General features: G+C 73.7%; 18 protein-coding genes and 2 pseudogenes. 12 read left to right on the top strand and 8 right to left on the bottom strand.

Annotated elements, in window-relative coordinates; translation table 11 throughout:
- Positions 1 to 105 precede the first annotated feature (105 nt).
- The 5 genes from AB0K43_RS24705 (at position 106) to AB0K43_RS24685 (ending at position 2,843) form a co-directional block, all read left to right on the top strand.
- A complete protein-coding gene (locus AB0K43_RS24705) occupies positions 106 to 264 on the top strand; it encodes a DUF4177 domain-containing protein (RefSeq protein WP_095874066.1) in 159 nt (52 codons plus the stop codon).
- Positions 264 to 734, top strand: a complete 471-nt coding sequence (locus AB0K43_RS24700) for a RidA family protein (protein WP_363643289.1) — start codon at positions 264 to 266, stop codon at positions 732 to 734. Before AB0K43_RS24705 ends, AB0K43_RS24700 begins: the two co-directional genes overlap by 1 nt.
- 115 nt (positions 735 to 849) lie before the next feature.
- Positions 850 to 1,695 (top strand): NUDIX hydrolase, encoded by an 846-nt coding sequence (locus tag AB0K43_RS24695; protein ID WP_363643287.1) that lies wholly within the window; start codon positions 850 to 852, stop codon positions 1,693 to 1,695.
- 138 nt (positions 1,696 to 1,833) lie between these two features.
- Positions 1,834 to 2,025 (top strand): hypothetical protein, encoded by a 192-nt coding sequence (locus AB0K43_RS24690; protein ID WP_363643285.1) that lies wholly within the window; start codon positions 1,834 to 1,836, stop codon positions 2,023 to 2,025.
- Positions 2,022 to 2,843 (top strand): MBL fold metallo-hydrolase, encoded by an 822-nt coding sequence (locus AB0K43_RS24685; protein ID WP_363643283.1) that lies wholly within the window; start codon positions 2,022 to 2,024, stop codon positions 2,841 to 2,843. Before AB0K43_RS24690 ends, AB0K43_RS24685 begins: the two co-directional genes overlap by 4 nt.
- 162 nt (positions 2,844 to 3,005) lie before the next feature.
- Here AB0K43_RS24685 and AB0K43_RS24680 read toward each other — a convergent pair whose 3' ends face one another.
- The 3 genes from AB0K43_RS24680 to AB0K43_RS24670 all read right to left on the bottom strand — a co-directional run bounded on the left by AB0K43_RS24680 (position 3,006) and on the right by AB0K43_RS24670 (position 5,845).
- Positions 3,006 to 3,680: a Crp/Fnr family transcriptional regulator gene (locus AB0K43_RS24680; protein ID WP_033818547.1), complete on the bottom strand. Its 675-nt coding sequence runs from the start codon at positions 3,678 to 3,680 to the stop codon at positions 3,006 to 3,008.
- 285 nt (positions 3,681 to 3,965) lie between these two features.
- On the bottom strand, positions 3,966 to 4,628 hold the full coding sequence (locus AB0K43_RS24675; RefSeq protein ID WP_363643280.1) for a response regulator transcription factor: 663 nt from the start codon (positions 4,626 to 4,628) through the stop codon (positions 3,966 to 3,968).
- Positions 4,625 to 5,845 (bottom strand): sensor histidine kinase, encoded by a 1,221-nt coding sequence (locus AB0K43_RS24670; protein WP_363643278.1) that lies wholly within the window; start codon positions 5,843 to 5,845, stop codon positions 4,625 to 4,627. Before AB0K43_RS24670 ends, AB0K43_RS24675 begins: the two co-directional genes overlap by 4 nt.
- A 134-nt stretch (positions 5,846 to 5,979) precedes the next feature.
- On the opposite strand from AB0K43_RS24670, the gene AB0K43_RS24665 reads away from it, so the two are divergent.
- From AB0K43_RS24665 to AB0K43_RS24650, 4 genes are all read left to right on the top strand, one after another.
- The gene (locus AB0K43_RS24665; protein WP_363643276.1) at positions 5,980 to 6,891 is read left to right on the top strand and encodes an ATP-binding cassette domain-containing protein; all 912 of its coding nucleotides are present in this window, start codon (positions 5,980 to 5,982) and stop codon (positions 6,889 to 6,891) included.
- On the top strand, positions 6,888 to 7,802 hold the full coding sequence (locus tag AB0K43_RS24660) for an ABC transporter permease (RefSeq protein ID WP_363643274.1): 915 nt from the start codon (positions 6,888 to 6,890) through the stop codon (positions 7,800 to 7,802). The genes AB0K43_RS24665 and AB0K43_RS24660 overlap by 4 nt, the downstream gene beginning before the upstream one ends.
- Positions 7,803 to 7,921: 119 nt before the next feature.
- Complete coding sequence (nth, locus tag AB0K43_RS24655) at positions 7,922 to 8,809, top strand: endonuclease III (RefSeq protein ID WP_363643272.1); 888 nt, start codon at positions 7,922 to 7,924, stop codon at positions 8,807 to 8,809.
- Positions 8,806 to 9,501, top strand: coding sequence for a CoA pyrophosphatase (locus AB0K43_RS24650; RefSeq protein ID WP_363643270.1), 696 nt, complete (start codon positions 8,806 to 8,808; stop codon positions 9,499 to 9,501). Before nth ends, AB0K43_RS24650 begins: the two co-directional genes overlap by 4 nt.
- 501 nt (positions 9,502 to 10,002) lie before the next feature.
- Here AB0K43_RS24650 and AB0K43_RS24645 read toward each other — a convergent pair.
- Positions 10,003 to 10,590: pseudogene (locus AB0K43_RS24645) on the bottom strand (DUF4389 domain-containing protein); the annotation flags it as partial.
- Between the two features lie 164 nt (positions 10,591 to 10,754).
- Between AB0K43_RS24645 and AB0K43_RS24640 the strand changes: the two are divergent.
- Together AB0K43_RS24640 and AB0K43_RS24635 are read left to right on the top strand one after the other, a co-directional pair.
- On the top strand, positions 10,755 to 11,939 hold the full coding sequence (locus AB0K43_RS24640; protein WP_363643268.1) for a MarP family serine protease: 1,185 nt from the start codon (positions 10,755 to 10,757) through the stop codon (positions 11,937 to 11,939).
- Between the two features lie 181 nt (positions 11,940 to 12,120).
- Positions 12,121 to 12,822, top strand: coding sequence for a metal-dependent hydrolase (locus AB0K43_RS24635; RefSeq protein WP_363643266.1), 702 nt, complete (start codon positions 12,121 to 12,123; stop codon positions 12,820 to 12,822).
- Positions 12,823 to 13,244: 422 nt separating this feature from the next.
- Here the strand turns inward: AB0K43_RS24635 and AB0K43_RS24630 are convergent, their stop codons facing one another.
- The 3 genes from AB0K43_RS24630 to nhaA all read right to left on the bottom strand — a co-directional run bounded on the left by AB0K43_RS24630 (position 13,245) and on the right by nhaA (position 16,312).
- Complete coding sequence (locus tag AB0K43_RS24630; protein ID WP_363643264.1) at positions 13,245 to 14,210, bottom strand: alpha/beta hydrolase; 966 nt, start codon at positions 14,208 to 14,210, stop codon at positions 13,245 to 13,247.
- Between the two features lie 155 nt (positions 14,211 to 14,365).
- Entirely contained in the window at positions 14,366 to 14,839 is a 474-nt protein-coding gene (locus AB0K43_RS24625) for a phage holin family protein (RefSeq protein WP_363643262.1), read from the bottom strand.
- Positions 14,840 to 15,013: 174 nt separating this feature from the next.
- The gene (gene nhaA / locus AB0K43_RS24620) at positions 15,014 to 16,312 is read right to left on the bottom strand and encodes a Na+/H+ antiporter NhaA (RefSeq protein ID WP_363643260.1); all 1,299 of its coding nucleotides are present in this window, start codon (positions 16,310 to 16,312) and stop codon (positions 15,014 to 15,016) included.
- 286 nt (positions 16,313 to 16,598) lie between these two features.
- Between nhaA and AB0K43_RS24615 the strand changes: the two genes are divergently transcribed.
- Complete coding sequence (locus tag AB0K43_RS24615) at positions 16,599 to 17,813, top strand: serine hydrolase domain-containing protein (protein ID WP_363643258.1); 1,215 nt, start codon at positions 16,599 to 16,601, stop codon at positions 17,811 to 17,813.
- Positions 17,814 to 17,917: 104 nt separating this feature from the next.
- Here the strand turns inward: AB0K43_RS24615 and AB0K43_RS24610 are convergent.
- A pseudogene (locus AB0K43_RS24610) lies at positions 17,918 to 18,180 on the bottom strand (acetyl-coenzyme A synthetase); the annotation flags it as partial.

The raw sequence follows: 18,180 nt of genomic DNA, 5'->3' as shown, positions 1-18,180 counted from the left end.
TAACCAGCGAGCGCCGTCGATGGCGGGAGCATCCCGACGGGCACCCGGATTGATGGCCCCGGTGTGTCCCACCTCACACCCTGCTCGGAGGCTAGAGTCAGCGCCATGACCAAGTGGGAATACGTCACCGTGCCGCTTCTCGTGCACGCCACCAAGCAGATTCTGGACACCTGGGGCGAGGACGGCTGGGAGCTCGTCCAGGTCGTGCCCGGGCCGAACAACCCCGAGCAGCTGGTCGCCTACCTGAAGCGGGAGAAGAGCTGATGAGCAAGGTCGAGGAGAAGCTCGCCGAGCTCGGGCTCACGCTGCCCGGGGTCGCCGCCCCGGTCGCCGCCTACGTCCCCGCGGTGCAGTCCGGTGACCACGTGCTGACCGCCGGCCAGCTGCCGATGGTGGCGGGCAAGCTCCAGATCACCGGCAAGGTGGGCGCCGAGGTCACCGCCGAGGAGGCCAAGCAGCTCGCGCAGATCTGCGCGCTCAACGGCCTGGCCGCGGTGAAGTCCGTGATCGGCGACCTGGACCGGATCGAGCAGGTCGTGAAGGTGGTCGGCTTCGTGGCCTCCGCCCCCGACTTCACCGGCCAGCCCGGCGTGATCAACGGCGCCAGCGAGCTGCTCGGCGAGGTGCTCGGCGCGGCCGGTGTGCACGCCCGTAGCGCGGTCGGCGTCTCGGTGCTGCCGCTGGACGCCCCGGTCGAGATCGAGTTCCAGGTCCGGGTCCGCGCCGCCGGCTGACCGTCCGCCGGTGGTCTTTCGATCATCTTCCGCGTGGGGCCGGGGTCGGGTCTGTCCAACCCCGGCCCCACGCGCTTAACATCCGGGCATGGATCATCGTGCAAGGCCGCTTCCCATGCCGCCGTCGTGGCCGGCCCGGATCCGCGCGCTCGCGGCCGGCGAGCTGACCCCGGTCGCACCGAAGCCGTCCGCCACGGTGGTACTGCTGCGCGACGGGCACGCGGCCGAGGGCACCGGGCCGCAGGCGTACCTGCTGCGCCGCCGGACCTCGATGGCCTTCGCCGGCGGGATGTACGCCTACCCGGGCGGTGGGGTCGACCCCCGGGACGCCGAGGCCGAGATCGGCTGGGCCGGCCCCACGCCCGCGCAGTGGGCGGAGCGGCTGGGGGTGGACGAGCACGCCGCCCAGGCCGTGGTCTGCGCGGCCGTGCGGGAGACCTTCGAGGAGGCCGGCGTCCTGCTGGCCGGGCCGGACGCCAAGACCATGGCCGAGCCCCGGGACTGGACCGCCGAGCGGGCCGCCCTGGAGGCGCACGAGTTCTCGTTCGCCGAGTTCCTGGCCCGGCACGGACTGGTGCTGCGCAGCGACCTGCTGGCGGCCTGGGCACGCTGGACCACCCCGGCCTTCGAGGAGCGCCGCTTCGACACCTGGTTCTTCGTGGCCGCGCTGCCGCCGGGGCAGGACGCGGCGGTCCAGGTCGGCGAGGCCGATCGGGTCGCCTGGCTGTCGCCCGCCGAGGCGGTCGAGGGCTACCAGGCCGGCCGATTCGGGATGCTGCCGCCCACCGTGACCGTCCTGCGCGAGCTGCTGACGGCCCGTACGGCGGCCGAGGCACTGGACGCGGCGGACCACCGGATCATCAGCCCGGTCCTTGGCAAAGCCGAGGTGGCAGGTGATCGTATGACAGTGCGATGGTCTGGGTATGAAGAGCTGACCATCGAGGGTGACTTCCCGGCATAGCGGTGCCGGGACGGATGTAGGGGCCCGGCACAGCGGTGCCGGGACGGATGTAGGGGCCCGGCATAGCGGTGCCGGGACGGATGAAGGGGCCCGGCACAGCGGTGCCGGGCCGGCTCGACAACGGAAGGAACTCGGCCGATGACCCACAACGACGTGGCTCGCCGGACGGCGCACGATCTGCCCGCCCGAAGCCTGACGCCCCGCGGCAGGTCCGCCGCCGCCGTGCACGACGTGTACGCGCCGCGGATGCTGACCCGGCCGCTGCCGGCCCGCAGCCTGTACCGGCGCAGCGCCGATCTGGAGCGCGTCACCACCGAGGGCAGCCAGTGAGCGGTCTCCTCCCGGGTGACCCCGCCGCCGGCGTCGGCGGCGGGGCCACCCCTCGGGCGCACTGCGTGCTGGCGCCCAACCCCTCCCCGATGACATTGGACGGCACCAACACCTGGCTGCTGGCCGAGCCCGGCTCGGACCTCGCCGTGGTCGTCGATCCGGGGCCGCTGGACGAGGGGCACCTGCGGCGCGTCGTCGAGACCGCCGAGCGGCACGGCCGGCGGATCGGGTTGACCCTGCTGACCCATGGTCACCACGACCACGCCGAGGGCGCCGCGCGCTTCGCCGAGCTCACCGGCAGCCGGGTGCTGGCCCTGGACCCGGCCCACCGGCTCGGCGACGAGGGGCTGCACCCGGGCCAGGTCGTCGAGGTCGGCGGCCTGGAGATCCGGGTGGTCGGCACCCCCGGCCACACCTCGGACTCGCTCACCTTCCACCTGCCCGCCGACGGCGCCATCCTGACCGGCGACACCGTGCTGGGCCGGGGCACCACGATGGTCGCCCACCCCGACGGCCGCCTCGGCGACTACCTCGACTCGCTGCGCCGCCTGCACACCATGGCCGCCGAGCACGGTGTCCGCACCGTGCTGCCCGGCCACGGGCCGGTGCTGGCCGACGCGCTCGGCGCGGTCGACTACTACCTGGCGCACCGCGCCAACCGGCTGGCCCAGGTGGAGACGGCGGTGGAGGCCGGCTGCCGCACCGCCGGCGAGGTGGTGGCCCGGGTGTACGCGGACGTCGACCCGGCGCTCTGGCCGGCCGCCGAGCTCTCGGTGCGGGCCCAGCTCAGCTACCTGGAGGACCGCGGGCTGATCTGAGCCGGCGCCGGGCCCGCTGGCCCTCGCGCCGTCCTCATGCGGCTCGCGACCTGTGGCCGGTGGCCCGTCCGCACCTGTTCGTGCCCGGGCCGGTGCCGGCACGCCCGAGGGCCCGCGGGAGGCTTCCCACGGGCCCTCGGGCCTGGCGTTGCGGTGAGCGGGTCAGCGCGAGCGGCGCGACAGTCGCTCGACGTCCATCAGGACCACCGCGCGGGCCTCCAGCTTCAGCCAGCCGCGGCCGGCGAAGTCCGCCAGCGCCTTGTTGACCGTCTCGCGGGAGGCGCCGACCAGCTGGGCCAGCTCCTCCTGGGTGAGGTCGTGTGCGACGTGGATGCCCTCGTCGGAGGGCACGCCGAAGCGGCGGGAGAGGTCGAGCAGGGCCTTGGCCACCCGGCCGGGGACGTCCGAGAAGACCAGGTCGGACATCACATCGTTGGTGCGGCGGAGCCGGCGGGCGATGGCGCGCAGCAGCGCGATCGACACCTCGGGCCGGGCGTGCAGCAGCGGCAGCAGGTCGCCGTGGCCGAGGCCGAGCAGCTTGACCTCGGTCAGCGCGGTGGCGGTGGCGGTGCGCGGGCCCGGGTCGAACAGCGACAGCTCGCCGATCATCTCGCTGGGGCCGAGCACGGCCAGCATGTTCTCGCGGCCGTCGGGCGACGCGCGGTGCAGCTTCACCTTGCCCTCGACCACGACGTAGAGCCGGTCGCCCGGGTCGCCCTCATGGAACAGCGACTCACCGCGGGCGAGGGTCACCTCGGTCATGGAAGCCCGCAGCTCGGCAGCCTGGTCGTCGTCGAGAGCCGCGAAGAGCGCGGCGCGCCGCAGAACGTCGTCCACGAGCTTCCTCCTGCTGGTGTCTGGGCAGTGCTACTCACCACCAAGGATGACGCATGTCACTCCGATCATATGAGGAGGGGGTGACCTGCTGGACACCGTACGGGTCCATTTGTACCCATCCGTGCGGTCCGGGCGCCGCCCGCTGCACCGTGCGAGGCCCCGGAACGAGGGGATCGGGCGGCTCCGCCCGCGCCCGGCCGCCGTCCGATTCCTACCGCCTCGCACCCCCGGCGGCCGCCCGGGCCCGGCCACCCGGCGTACCGCCGTGCCCGCCGTGCCGGCGGCTCACCCGGGCCGGCCCACCAGGCCGGTCTCGTAGGCGAGGATGACCAGCTGGACCCGGTCGCGGGCGCCCAGCTTGGCCAGCAGCCGGGTCAGGTAGGTCTTGACGGTGGCCGGGCTGATGCACAGCTCGGCGGCGATCTCGGGGTTGGACAGGCCGCGGCCGACCAGCACCAGCACCTCGCGCTCCCGCTCCGTGACGCCGTCGACCGGCAGCGGTCGGGGTCGTGCGGCCGGCTCGGGACGGCCGGCGAACTCCTCGATCAGGCGGCGGGTGACGCTCGGCGCGATCAGGGCGTCACCGGCCGCGACGACCCGGACCGCCGCCAGGATGTCCTCCAGGGCCATGTCCTTGACCAGGAAGCCGGACGCGCCCGCCCGCAGTGCGGCGTACACGTGGTCGTCGTCGTCGAAGGTGGTCAGCACGATCACCCGGGCCGGGCCGGCCGACTGCATGATCAGCCGGGTGGCCTCGATGCCGTCCATGCCGGGCATCCGGATGTCCATCACCACCACGTCGGGCCGGGCCTCGGCGGCCAGCCGGACCGCCTCGGCGCCGCTGCCGGCCTCCCCGACCACCACGAGGTCGGGAGCGTCGGTGATCACCATCTGCAGGGCGGCCCGTACCAGTGGCTGGTCGTCGACCAGCAGGACCCGGACGGTCATCGCACCCCCGCCGGTACCGGGAGCCGCGCCGCGACCCGGAAGCCGCCCTCGGGGCGCTTCGCGGCCGAGAACTCCCCGTGCAGCAGCGCGACCCGCTCCCGCATCCCGAGCAGGCCGTACCCGGTGCCGGCGCCGGCGCCGGGGCCCCGCCCGTCGTCGACCACCTCGATGGCCAGCTCCCCCGGTCGGCAGTCGATGGAGACCCGGCAGGAGTCGGCCCTGGCGTGCCGCACCACGTTGGTGACCGACTCCTGGACGATCCGGAAGGCCGACAGGTCGATCTCGGGCGGCAGCGGCCGCAGCTCTCCCCGCCAGCGCACCTCGACCCGGACGCCGGCGGCCGTCGTGGTCGCGGCCAGCCGCTCCACCTCCGCCAGCCCGGGGAGGGGGTCGAGGCCCGAGGGCTGCGCGGTCCGCCCCGACTCGGCCTGCCGCAGTGCGCCGAGCATCCGGCGCAGACCGGACAGCGTCTCCCGGCTGGCGGCCTCGACCTCGCCCAGCGCGGCGCGCGCCCGGGCGGGCTGGGTGTCGAAGACCCGGCTCGCCGCGCCGGCCTGCAGGGCGACGATGCCGATGCTGTGCGCCACCATGTCGTGCAGCTCGCGGGCGATCCGCAGCCGTTCGGTGACCACCGCCTCGGCGGCCACCCGTGCGCCCAACTCCTCCGCGTGGGCGCGGGATTCGCGTGCGGAGTGGCCGATGAACCAGGCCACCACGGCCGTCAGCGCGACGGCCAGCTCGGTCGAGGTGCCGATCCGGAACCCGAGCAGCAGCCGGACGGTCGCGAAGCCGGCCAGCACGGTGAGCGCCGAACCCGCGGCGACGGCCGAGGTGCGGCGCGGCCGGGTGGCCGCCACGAAGCACAGGGCGACGTCGATCGGCAGGAACTGCGGGAAGTTGATCTCCGAGGAGTTCAGCGCCATCGCGCCGAACACGGCGCCGGCGAGCAGCAGCGCCGTGGCCGGCAGCGCCCGCCGGCGCAGCAGGAGGCTGCCCGCCGCGGTCACGGCGGCGCCGGGCAGGAGGAACACCCCCTGCGGGCGCAGCAGATCCAGCATCAGATCGGGGAAACCGTGCCGCGGGTAGCCGTTGTCGCCCTCGCCCGGGAGCCGCACCAGCAGCAGGAAGGAGTAGGCGGTGGCCGCACACCAGGCGAGGGCCGTCCAGGCGCCCGGCGGCACGCGCTTGAGCCGCGGGAGGGGTGGGGTGGTGGCCATGCGGCCGATCGTAGTGGCGTGCTGCGCGCCGGGCATCGGACCACGGTTGTACGACCACGGTCCGCCCGTTCCGCCCGGGAATGCCACCGCTGCTCCGATGCCGGGCGGGGCCGGTGGACGGCACCGTTGGCCAGGTGATCGAAGTCGATGAACTGACGAAGCGCTACGGCGCCACCACGGCCGTCAACGGGCTGACCTTCACGGTGCGGCCGGGCCATGTCACCGGATTCCTCGGCCCGAACGGGGCCGGCAAGAGCACCACCCTGCGGATGATCCTCGGGCTGAACGAACCGACCGCCGGCACCGTCACGGTGAACGGCCACCGCGTCCGCGACCTGCCGCGCGGGCTGCGCCACGTCGGGGCGCTGCTGGACGCGGCCGACGTCCACGGCGGGCGAAGTGCCGCGGCCCACCTGTCGATCCTGGCGCGCAGCAACGCCATCGCCCGGCGCCGGGTCGACGAGGTGCTGGAGGAGGTGGGGCTCGCCGGCGTGGCCCGGCGGCGGATCGGCGGGTTCTCGCTCGGGATGAAGCAGCGGCTCGGCATCGCCGCCGCGCTGCTGGGCGATCCGCCGGTGCTGCTCTTCGACGAACCGCTCAACGGGCTGGACCCGGAGGGTGTGCGGTGGGTGCGCGGCCTGTTCCGGCGGCTGGCGGCACAGGGCCGCACGGTGTTCGTCTCCAGCCATCTGATGAGCGAGATGGAGCACACCGCCGACCGCCTGATCGTCATCGGCCGGGGCGAGTTGATCGCCGACGAGCCGCTGGCCGAGTTCGCCGCCCGGGGCACCCGGCTGAGCGTGACGGCCCGCACGCCGGACGCCGCCGCGCTGGCGGCCGTCCTCACCGCCGAGGGCGCCACGGTCGTGCCGGACGGCGACCAGGTGCTCACCGTGACCGGTGCGAGCGCTGCCCGGATCGGTGAACTCGCCTTCCGGCACCGCATCGTGCTGCACGAGTTGGCCGCCCGGACCGCCTCCCTGGAGGCGGCGTTCATGGAACTCACCGCCGACCGCGTCGAATACCTCGCCGGAGACCACCGATGACCGCCCGCCCGCAGTCCACCAACCCGCTCACCACCGCACCGTCCACCACGCCGTCCACCACGCCGTCCGTGCCCGCCCGCGGACCCGCCACCGCTGCCGGGCCGCCCGCCAGGTTCCGCGACCTGCTGGCCGCCGAGTGGCTCAAACTGTGGTCGCTGCGCTCGCTGCGCTGGGCGTTCGGGGTGAGCGCGCTGGCCCTGGTCCTGCTCAACGCCAACGCCGCTGTCGCCGACCGCAACAACTGGCCGCACTACGACGAGCGGATCCGGGCCGGCTTCGTGCCCTACGGCGCCTTCGCGGACTCGTTCACCAACAACAGCGGCATCACACTGATGCTCATCGCGGGCAGCCTGGGTGCCATCACGGTGGTGGGGGAGTACTCGACCGGACTGGTCCGCGCCGGCTTCGCCGCCGTCCCCGCCCGGCGCTCCCTGACGGCGGCCAAGGCGGCCGTCCTGACGGTGGTCATGCTGGGGTACGGCGCGGTCGTCGCGGCCGCCTCGTTCGGTGTCACCCAGGCCATCCTCTCCGGGCGGCACATCGGCATCTCGATCGGCTACCCCGGCGTGCTGCCCGCCGTCCTGGCCTCCGCACTGCTGGCGCCGGTCAGCGCCCTGATCGGGTTGGGGCTCGGGGCCCTGATCCGGCACGCCGCGACCACGATCGTGGCCAACGTGGTGGTGCTCCTGCTGGTGCCCAACTTCCTGCGCGACGACCACTACTGGTCGGCCGTCCTCTACCACGCCATGCCCTTCCGGGCCTGGCAGCGGCTGCGGGAGTTCGGCCCGCCGGGCCTCGGCCCCGAGCTCCCCTTCCCTTCCACGGCGGGCGGATCGTGGCTGGTCCTCGCGCTCTGGCCGCTGATCGCCGTGCTGCTCGCGGTGGTCGTGGTGGACCGCCGCGACCTGTAGCCGATCGCGTGGCCGGACCCGGGCGGCGGGGATGCCCAGCTCACGACGGTCGCCCTGGTCACGTGAGGCGCTGGTGCAATCGGCTCCGATCGGCCGGGCGTCCGGCGTAGCCTTCGTGCATGGCAGAGAGCAAGGTCCGGAAGGCAGCGGCGCCGGCCGCCGAGAAGGCGGCGGCGAAGCCGAGGAAGCCGGAGTCGCACCTGGCGATGGTGCGGCGCGCCCGGAAGATCAACCGGGAGCTGGCGGAGCTGTATCCGTACGCGCACCCGGAGCTGGACTTCGAGTCGCCGTTCGAGCTGCTGGTGGCCACGGTGCTGTCGGCGCAGACCACGGACCTCCGGGTGAACCAGACCACGCCGGCGCTGTTCGCCGCGTACCCGACGCCGGAGGACATGGCGGCGGCGGATCCGGAGAAGCTGGAGGAGATCATCCGGCCGACCGGCTTCTTCCGGGCCAAGGCGAGGTCGCTGATCGGCCTGTCGACGGCGCTGCGGGACAGGTACGACGGCCAGGTGCCGGGCCGGCTGGAGGACCTGGTCACCCTGCCGGGCGTCGGCCGCAAGACCGCGAATGTGGTGCTCGGCAACGCCTTCGGCGTGCCCGGGATCACCGTGGACACCCACTTCGGGCGCCTCGCCCGGCGGTTCGGCTGGACCACCGAGGAGGACCCGGAGAAGGTCGAGGCAGCGGTGGCCGAGATCTTCCCCAAGTCGGAGTGGACGATGCTCTCGCACCGGGTGGTCTTCCACGGCCGCCGGGTCTGCCACTCCCGCAAGCCGGCCTGCGGGGCCTGCCCGATCGCGCCGCTCTGCCCCACCTACGGCGAGGGGGAGACCGACCCGGAGAAGGCCCGGAAGCTGCTCAAGTACGAGCTCGGCGGCCAGCCCGGCCAGCGGCTGCGGCCGCCCGCCGACTACCCGGGGGAGGCCGCCGCGCGCGCCACCGCGGCCGGCCCCGGCGCCGCGACACCGGACCAGGGCACGGCCGGTTCGCAGGGCGCGGCATGACGGCCGCGGTCGAGCGCGACGGTCTGCCCGGCTGGCTGCTGCCGGTTCGGCAGGCGGCCGAGTCGGTGCGGCCCGAGCAGCTGAGCCGCTTCCTGCCGCCGCCCGAGGGCGGCCGGCCCTCGGCGGTGCTGATGCTCTTCGGCGAGGGGCCGCTCGGCCCGGACCTGCTGCTGATCGAGCGGGCCCGCTCGCTGCGCTCGCACGCCGGGCAGCCCTCCTTCCCGGGCGGCGCGCTCGACCCCGAGGACGGTGACCCGGCCGGCCCCGGTCCGGTGGCGGCGGCCCTGCGCGAGGCGGCCGAGGAGACCGGCCTCGACCCGTCGGGGGTGCAGGTCTTCGCGACGCTGCCCGCGCTCTACATCCCGGTGAGCGACTTCGTGGTGACCCCGGTGCTCGGCTGGTGGCGGCGGGAGACCCCGGTGGCCCCGGTGGACCTGGCGGAGACCGGCGCGGTGTTCCGGGTCCCGCTGACCGATCTCACCGACCCGGCCAACCGCGCGCGGCTGAAGCACCCGTCGGGCTTCACCGGCCCCGCCTTCGAGGTGGCCGGCCGGCTGGTCTGGGGCTTCACCGCCGGCGTGATCGACCGGGTCCTGCACTACAGCGGCCTGGCCCGCCCGTGGGACACCGCCCGCACGATCGCGCTCTCGGACGAGGCGCTGGGGCTCGCCGCCCGCCGGGAGCGGTCCTAGGCCGGGCCCGGGGCAGGACCAGGGCCGGGCCCGGCGCGCAGGCCTGGGATCCGCGGCCTAACGGTCGCCGGTCAGCGCGTACAGCGTGTCGGGCAGCTGCCGGACCACCGACACGGCGGCGTCGTGGTCGTTGTCGTCGCCGTAGTCACGGGTGACCGAGCTGGCCACCGACGAGGCGATCCCGGCCACGATGAACAGCACCATCAGCGCCTTCGCACCGCCGCTGAGCAGCAGCGGCCGGGTCGCCGAAACGGGAGCCCCGAGAGTCTTGGGCCCGGGCCCCGAGGGTGTCCCGGCGGCGCCGGGGCCCACCGACGCCCCCGCCGAGGCGGTCGCCCCCGCGGTCGGCACCCCTTCGGTCGGCACCCCTTCGGCCGGCGCTCCCTCGACCGGCGCTCCCGGGGTCGGTGAGCTCGGGGTCGGCCGGCCCGGGGCCGGGGTGCCCGCCGCGCCGGGCCAGCCGGCCCCCGCGGGCAGCGGCGGCTCGACGAGCGGCGCCGGGTCGCCGAACACCCGCTTCGGGTACGCCGGGGTCAGCATCAGCAGGTACGCCCCGAACCGCATCCGGTAGCGCAGCACCGCCGCGGTGGCCTCGAACAGCGGCCGCGGCATCCGCCCCAGCACCAGCACCACCAGCCAGCTGAAGAAGGCGATCACCCACCAGCCGGTGACCAGGATGTTCTGCACGATCGCCGCCGGGATCGCGAGGATCAGCCGGAAGAACACGGCCAGCCGGTTGAGCGGCCCCGGCCGCAGCTCGATCCGCACCGGGTAGTCGACCGGCTGGAGCTGGAACGGCGGATAGCGGTCGACCAGCAGCATCAGGTAGCCCTCGACCCGGGTGTCGTACGCCACGTACGCCGACAGGTAGCGGAAGGCGAAATCGGGTAGCCGACCGAGCGCGAGCGCACCGAACCAGCCGATCACCGCGACCACGAAGGCGGCAATGCTGAGGAACCAGAGCACGATCGCCTGGGGGATGACCAGCAGCGCACGCAGGAACACGGTGAAGCGGTTCTGCGGGCCCGGCTCGGGGATGTCGAGCGGTGGCAGCCACTCGACCTCCACTGCGGTGCTGGCATCCCACATTCCTGCCTCCCTGGTTCCGGTTCCTGTCGGTTCGGTGTCCGGTCCTGACGGATCTCTGCTCAGACGTTCCCAGGGCGGTGCCGTCCCTGCCCGCCGGGTGGCCCGACCGGGCTACCGGGACGGACTGTGCCCGCCGCGCGCCGAGGACATGGGAGGGTATCCGGGTGAACGTCCTGGATCTGCTGCTGATCGCCGCCGCGGTGGGCTTTGCCGTCTCCGGTTATCGGCAGGGCTTCGTGGTCGGCGTGCTCTCCGTCCTCGGCTTCCTCGGCGGCGGCCTGATCGCGGTGCAACTGCTGCCGCTGCTGCTGCGGCACATCGGGCCCGGCACCACGGCCTCGGTGGTGGCGGTGGTGGTGGTCATCGTGCTGGCGGCGATCGGCCAGGCCGTGACCACGCACTTCGGCTGGAAGCTGCGCGGGCACATCGGCCGCCGTCGGGCCAGGACGCTGGACGCGATCGGCGGCTCGGTGGTCAACGTGATCTCGATGCTGCTGGTCGCCTGGCTGATCGGCTCCGCGCTGGCGGGCACCTCGCTGCCCACCGTCTCCAAGCAGGTCCGCACCTCGGCGGTGCTCGGCGGTGTCCAGGACGTCCTCCCCGACGACGCGCCGAACTGGTTCTCCGACTTCAGCAAGGAGCTGGCGCGCAGCGGCTTCCCCCAGGTCTTCAACCCCTTCGAGCACGAGCCGATCACCGAGGTGGAGGCCCCGGACCCGGCCCTGGCCGGCAGCACCGCGGTGCAGCGGGCCCGCCAGAGCCTGGTCAAGGTGGTCGGTACGGCGACGTCCTGCGGCAAGACCCTGGAGGGCAGCGGTTTCGTCTTCGCCCCGCACCGGGTGATGACCAACGCCCACGTGGTGGGCGGCGTCGGGGAGCCCACGGTGCAGATCGGCGGGACCGGCCAGCTGTACGACGCCACGGTGGTCCGCTACGACTGGCAGCGGGACATCGCCGTGCTGGACGTCCCCAAGCTGAACGCCCCGCCGCTGAACTTCGCCGGCGAGGCCAGGACCAACGACAGCGCGATCGTCGCCGGCTTCCCGGAGAACGGCGCCTTCAACGTGCAGCCCGCCCGCATCCGCGGCCGGATCCAGGCGAACGGCCCGGACATCTACCACCGCGGCCAGGTGGTCCGCGACGTCTACTCGGTCCGCTCCCTGGTCCGCCAGGGCAACAGCGGCGGGCCGCTGCTCACCCCCGACGGCGAGGTGTACGGGGTGGTCTTCGCCAAGTCGCTGGACAGCTCCGACACCGGGTACGTGCTCACCGCCGCCGAGGTCCGGGAGGACGCCGTCCAGGGCGCCACGGCCACCGCCAGGGTGGACACCGAGGGCTGCGCGCTCTGACCCTCCCTCGGGAGGCGACGCGGTGTGCCGTCCTGACGCGGCCCCGGGCGGGTCGTCCGGCGGCCCTGGTAGCGTCTGCCCACGCTCACCCGTTCGGCGCAGCGTCCGGCTCGGCCGCCCGGTTGGGCGGGCGGGGAGCGGGCGCGGCGCAGCAGGTCCGACAGGAGGTCGGCGAGACGTCATGATGGGTCACTCGCACGCGATCAGTGGCGCGATGCTGTACGCCGGGTCGGCGCCGTTCCTGCCGCCGCTGCTGCTCGGCACCCACCTCCAGCCGGCCGACATCCTGATGGGCACGGTGCTCTGCGCGGGTGCGGCCCTGCTGCCCGACCTCGACCACCACGACGGCACCATCGCCAACTTCCTCGGCCCGGTGTCCAAGCTGCTCTGCCGGTTGGTGGCGTGGATCTCGGGTGGTCACCGGCATGCCACCCACTCGTTGCTGTTCGTCGCGCTGATGGGTGCGGGCAGCTGGGCCGGGATCACCTACCTCGGCCGGAACTTCACCCTCGGCCTGACCTTCTTCCTGCTGGCCATGGCGATCCGGGCGCTGCGGCTGCACCCGCCGGGGGACGGCCCGACGGCGTGGATCACCATCATGGGCATGGCGGTGCTCGGCACGGCCGGCCTCAACAACTGGATGCCGAGCGCCCCGGGCTGGCTCCCGTACGCGGTGGCCCTGGGCACCCTGGCGCACCTGCTCGGTGACTGCCTCACCAAGAAGGGCGCGCCGCTGCTGTGGCCGCACAAGGAGCGCTACGAGCTGGTGCTGATCAAGCGCAGCGGCAACGGCGTGGAGACCAAGTTCCTGGTCCCGGTGATGACGGTCGCCACCTTCGTGCTGCTCTGGTTCACCGCGGTGTCGCCGACCGTCCTCGGCTGAGCGCTCCCAGGCCTCCCGCCGCAGGCTTCGGGCCGCAGGCTCCCGGCTCCCGGCTCCCGGCTTCAGGCCTCGCGTCGCAGCCGCGCGCCGACCCACCGCGCGCGCCGGCCGATGATGCGGGGGATGCCCATCCGGCGCGCCCCCGCCCCGGCCCGTTGCTGGCGGCCCGGGCCTGCGTACGGCCACTCGGGCCCGTGCTCCCGCTCGGGACGCTGGGACCGGTCGGACTGACTCTGCGAGCCGGTGCCGGGCCGGTGTCGGCGCGCGGTGGGCTCACTTTCGGGCATCCAGGTCATACCTGGATGGATGCCCGTGGGCCGAGCGGAGTAATCGTCCCGACTGGCCATCTGTCATGTGCGATTGTCATATGAACAGGCATCAGGTCCCGAACGGCCCCCGTGGAGGGCCCGCCCGAGCCTGCCTCAGCCCTTGTGCTGGTCCACCCAGTCGACCAGTTCCGCCGAGAATTCCTCCGGCACCTCCTCGTGCGGGAAGTGGCCGACCCCCGGCAGCAGCCGCCAGCGGTACGGCGCCTCGACGTACTCTCCGGCGCCGAGCGCGGTCCGGGCCAGCAGCACCGGATCCGCGGCGCCATGGACGTGCAGAGTGGGCGAGGTGATCGGCTTCTTCATCCGGCGGGCGAACTGGATGCCGTCCGGGCGGGCCATCGAGCGCAGCAGCCAGCGGTACGGCTCGATCGAGCAGTGCGCGGTGCTGGGGATCTGGATCGCCTTCCGGTAGGCCGTCAGGGCCTCCTGGTCCAGCAGGTTGGGGCCGGTCCAGGCGTTCAGGTACTGGGCGACCAGGGCGCCGTCCTCCGCGACCAGTTGCCGCTCCGGGATCCACGGGCGCTGGAAGCCCAGCACGTGGTCGAAGGCGGCGATCTGGCGACGGTCGGTCAGCAGCGCGCGGCGCAGGTGCCGGGGGTGCGCGGCGGAGACCACGGTCAGGCTACGGATCACCGAAGGCCGCATCACGGCCGCCACCCAGGCCAGCGTGCCGCCGGTGGCGTGGCCGACCAGGTGCGCCCGGCGCTCGCCGAGCGAGCGGATCACACCGGTGATGTCCAGCGCCAGGTTGCCCGGGTCGTAGCCGCGCGGGGTGCGGTCACTGCCGCCCATGCCCCGCAGGTCGAGCGCCACCGCCCGGTAACCGGCCTCGGCCAGCGCGGTCAGCTGGTGGCGCCAGGCCCACCAGTACTGCGGCCAACCGTGCACCAGCAGGACCAGTGGGCCCTCGCCGACCTCGGCGATGTGGAACCTGGCGCCGTTGGCGGCCAGATCGCGGTGCACCCACGGTCCGGCCGAGCGGACGCTCCACTCGGCCTCGGCCTCGGCGGGCCGGGGCGTGACAGGCGGCGTGGGGACGGGCTTCTGGTCCAGCGGCATACCGAGAGCCTGTCATACCCGTGCTGTGGACACGTGCCCGGCACTCGCGTCGGCCTCGGCCGGCGGTCCACAGCGGCCGGAGGCGGGCGGTCCATGGCGCTCGGGGACGGGCGGTCCACGGGCGCCCCGGCGGCGGGGTCGAGGCGCCGGCTCCGCTACGGGATGCGGCCCAGCGCCCGGTCGATCTCCTCCTTGGTGGCCGGCCTAGGCCGGGCGTTCTTGAGCACGTCCGCGGTCGCCTGGGCGCCCTCGATGGTCCGGCGCGGCTTCTCGATCTTCTTGAACGAGCGCATGGCCAGCAGCCCCAGCAGCGCCGCCAGCACCAGGTACGCGCCGCCGACGATCAGGAAGGACCAGCCCAGGGTGAGCCCGAGCGCCTGCAGCCCGTAGGCCGCCGCGAAGCTCAGCATCGGGATAGCGGCCAGCGCCACCACACCCGCCACACCGAGCGAGACGCCGCCGGTGACGCCGCGCTTGACGTCCGCCCGGATCTCCGCCTTCGCGAGCGCGATCTCGTCGTGGACCAGCGCGGACAGGTCGGCGGTGGCCGCGGCGAACAGCTCCCCCACCGAACGCTCGCCCTCGTAGGGGGCCCGGCCGTTGCCTGGGTCTGCGGCTCCTGCGGGCATCAGCGGTTCTCCTTCGCGTGGCTTCTCACTCGATCGACAGCTCAGCATCATGCCTCTACCGGTCAGTCAGGCACCACTCCGGGGCCGCCCCAGGGGGAACAGAGGCCTCGGTTGGCGCAGGCCGGCCGGGGGCGGGGTGAGCCGGCGTCAGAGTCCAGGGCTCCGGCCGGTGGCTCACTCGGCCTGCTGGTAGACGTCCGGGACGCCGTCGCCGTCGGAGTCGCGTTCCTCCTCGTCCCACAGCCGCCGGTAGTGCCGGTTGCGCAGCTTGAGCAGCACCGTGGCGAACGTCGCGCAGAGCAGGGAGCCGACCAGCACGGCGGCCTTGGCCCGGTCGGTGAGGGCCGCGTCGCCCTCGAAGGCCAGCTCGCTGATCAGCAGCGACACCGTGAAGCCGATGCCGGCCAGGGTCGCCACCGCGAACAGGTCGGCCCACTTCAACTGCGGGTTGAGGCTCGCCCGGGTGAACCGCGCGGCCAGCCAGGTCCCGCCGAACACGCCGATGGTCTTGCCGATCAGCAGCCCCAGCACGATGCCGAGCGGCGCGGCCTGGGTGAACACCTCGCGCAAGGCCGGTCCGGAGATCACCACACCGGCCGCGAACAGCGCGAACACCGGCACCGCGAACCCCGCCGAGAGCGGACGGACCAGGTGCTCGATGTGCTCGCCGGGGGACTGCTGCTCGTCGCCCTCGGTGTGGCAGCGCAGCAGCAGGCCCATCGCCACACCGGCGACCGTCGCGTGCACACCGCTCTCGTGCATCAACGCCCAGATCACCAGCGCCAGCGGGACGAAGAGGTACCAGCCGTGCACCCCGCGCCGGTGCAGGAACCAGAACAGCACCAGGCCGGCCAGCGAGAGTCCGAGCGCCCAGAACTTGATGCCGGAGCTGTAGAACACCGCGATGATCAGGATGGCGATGAGGTCGTCCACCACGGCCAGCGTGAGCAGGAACGCCCGCAGCGCCGCCGGCAGGTGACTGCCGACCACGGCCAGCACGCCCAGGGCGAAGGCGATGTCGGTGGCGGTCGGGATGGCCCAGCCCGCGTGGTGGCCCCCGGCGCCGCTGTTGACCACGGTGTAGACGATCGCGGGCAGCGCCACTCCGCACACCGCCGCGACCACCGGCAGCGCCGCCGCACTCGGGGTGCGGAGCTCGCCGGCCACGAACTCCCGCTTGAGCTCGATGCCGGCGACGAAGAAGAAGATGCTCAGCAGACCGTCGTTGGCCCAGGTCTCCAGGCTCAGGTCCAGGTGCAGGGGGGAGGACGGGCCGATGGTGTACGCGCTGACCGTCTCGTAGGAGTGCGGCCACACGTTCGCCCACACGAGTGCCACCACCGCGGCGAGCAGCAGCAGGATGCCGCCGACGGTCTCGGTGCGCAGGGCGTTGACGACGAACCGGCGTTCGGGGAGCGGGAGCAGGCCGAGGAACTGGCGGCGCTCGGCCGACGGTGGCGGCGGCGTGGCCACGGCGGGGACCTCCTGAGGGCGGGCGGCAGATGGATACACCGGTGGTGCAGTGCCGACCAGACTTCCCGGCGCGCCTCAGAGACCTTGATGCTTTTTTGACAGTCTACGGGCTGGCCCTAGTGATATCCGGTTTGTCGTATTTTAGCCCGGAGTGGGAATCTTCGTGCGCGGAGCAGCCCGTGACCCGAATGGGTGCGACCGGATGCGGGACGGCCGGCGCCTCCCTAGCGTCAGCACCAGATGCCGCCCGCCACGGGCGGCTCTTGTCGTCCATCCGGAGGATTTGATGCCACATCAGGAAGCCGAGTCGATACGGACGGAGGGCGAGGGCTGGACGGGCGGCGAGGACACCCGGAGCGCCCCGCCCCTGTTACCTCAGCCCGCCCGCACCGTCCCAGCGTCCCCCGGGGCCGTTGCCCCGAAGCCTTCCGACGAGCTGGAACCGGAGCTGGCCCGCCGGCTGCGCCCCCTGTTCGGCACCGTCCCGCCCAGCGGTGGCATCGCGCTCGCGGTGATCCGCGGGGACGAGCGCACCGTGTCCTGCCACGGCTTCGCCGACCGCGCGGCCGGCCGCCCGGTCCGGGCCGACACCCGCTTCGAGCTCGGTTCGGTCACCAAGACCTTCACCGCGCTGCTGCTCGCGGACATGGTCGCCCGTGGCGAGGTTCGCTACGACGATCCGATCGACCGCTACCTGCCGGACGGTCTCGTCCCCGGCTACCCGCACGAGCGGCCGATCACCTTGCTCCATCTCGCCACCCACACCTCGGGCCTGCCGAGGCTCCCGGGCGGGCTGGCCGCCTCCGCCGCGCCCCGCTGGTTCACCGATCCGTACGCCACCTTCAGCGCCGCCCACCTGCTGCGGGCGCTGCCCCGGACCCCCGTACGCGGTACCCCCGGCGCCCAGGTGCGGTACTCCCACCTGGGCACCGGACTGCTCGGCCTGGTGCTGGCGAACGCCGCCGGCCGGCGCTACCAGGAGCTGCTCCGCAGCCGGGTCTGCGAGCCGCTCGGGCTGATCGACACCTCCTGCGGCACCGGCGGCGAGGAGGTCACCAGCTACCGGCGCGGCCGGAGCCTGCCGTCCTTCCGGATCCCGGCGCTCCCCGGCGCCGCGGCGCTGCGCTCCACGGCGGACGACATGCTCCGCTACCTGCAGGCGCACCTGGCGGTGGACGTCGTGCCCATCCCCGAGCGGACCGGCGCCGCGGCCAGCCTGCGGGTGGCGCTGCGGGACGTCTGCCTGCCCAGGGTGGTCCGCCGGCGCTCGGGTGTGCGGATCTGCCTCACCTGGAACCAGCGGCAGCGGGGCGAGGGTGAGCTGCTCCACGAGGCGGGCTCCACCCGGGGGTACTCCGCCTTCGTCGGGTTCGACCGGGCGGCGCAGGTGGGGCTGGTGGCGATGGCGAACACCCAGCCGTCCTCCCGTCGGAAGTTCACCCAGGTGGCCTATCAGGCGCTGCTGGGGCTGGCTGACGCGGCGGAGCGGGCCGAGGACTGAGCCTGCTCGCTGTCGCCGCTGTCGCCCCTGTCGGCCGACAGGGCTGTGGCCCGCTCCGTGTGCGGAGCGGGCCACAGTCGTGCGCCGGTGTCGGGTGTCGGCCGTCAGTCCTCGCTGCCGGCGGCGGGCAGTTGGGCCTGGATCAGGTTCATCACCGAGGAGTCGGCGAGGGTGGTGGTGTCGCCGACCTCGCGGCCTTCGGCGATGTCGCGGAGCAGGCGTCGCATGATCTTGCCGGAGCGGGTCTTGGGGAGTTCGCCGACGACCTTGATCTGCTTGGGTTTGGCGATCGGGCCGAGGGTGCGGCCGACGTGGTCGCGCAGGTCGGCGATGAGTTCGGGGCTGTCGGTGGCGGTGTGGCGCAGGA

The sequence above is a fragment of the Kitasatospora sp. NPDC049258 genome, from assembly GCF_040678895.1.
GTDB lineage: Bacteria > Actinomycetota > Actinomycetes > Streptomycetales > Streptomycetaceae > Kitasatospora.
Note: the sequence above shows the minus strand (reverse complement) of the source record. Positions and strands in the feature narration are given on the sequence as shown.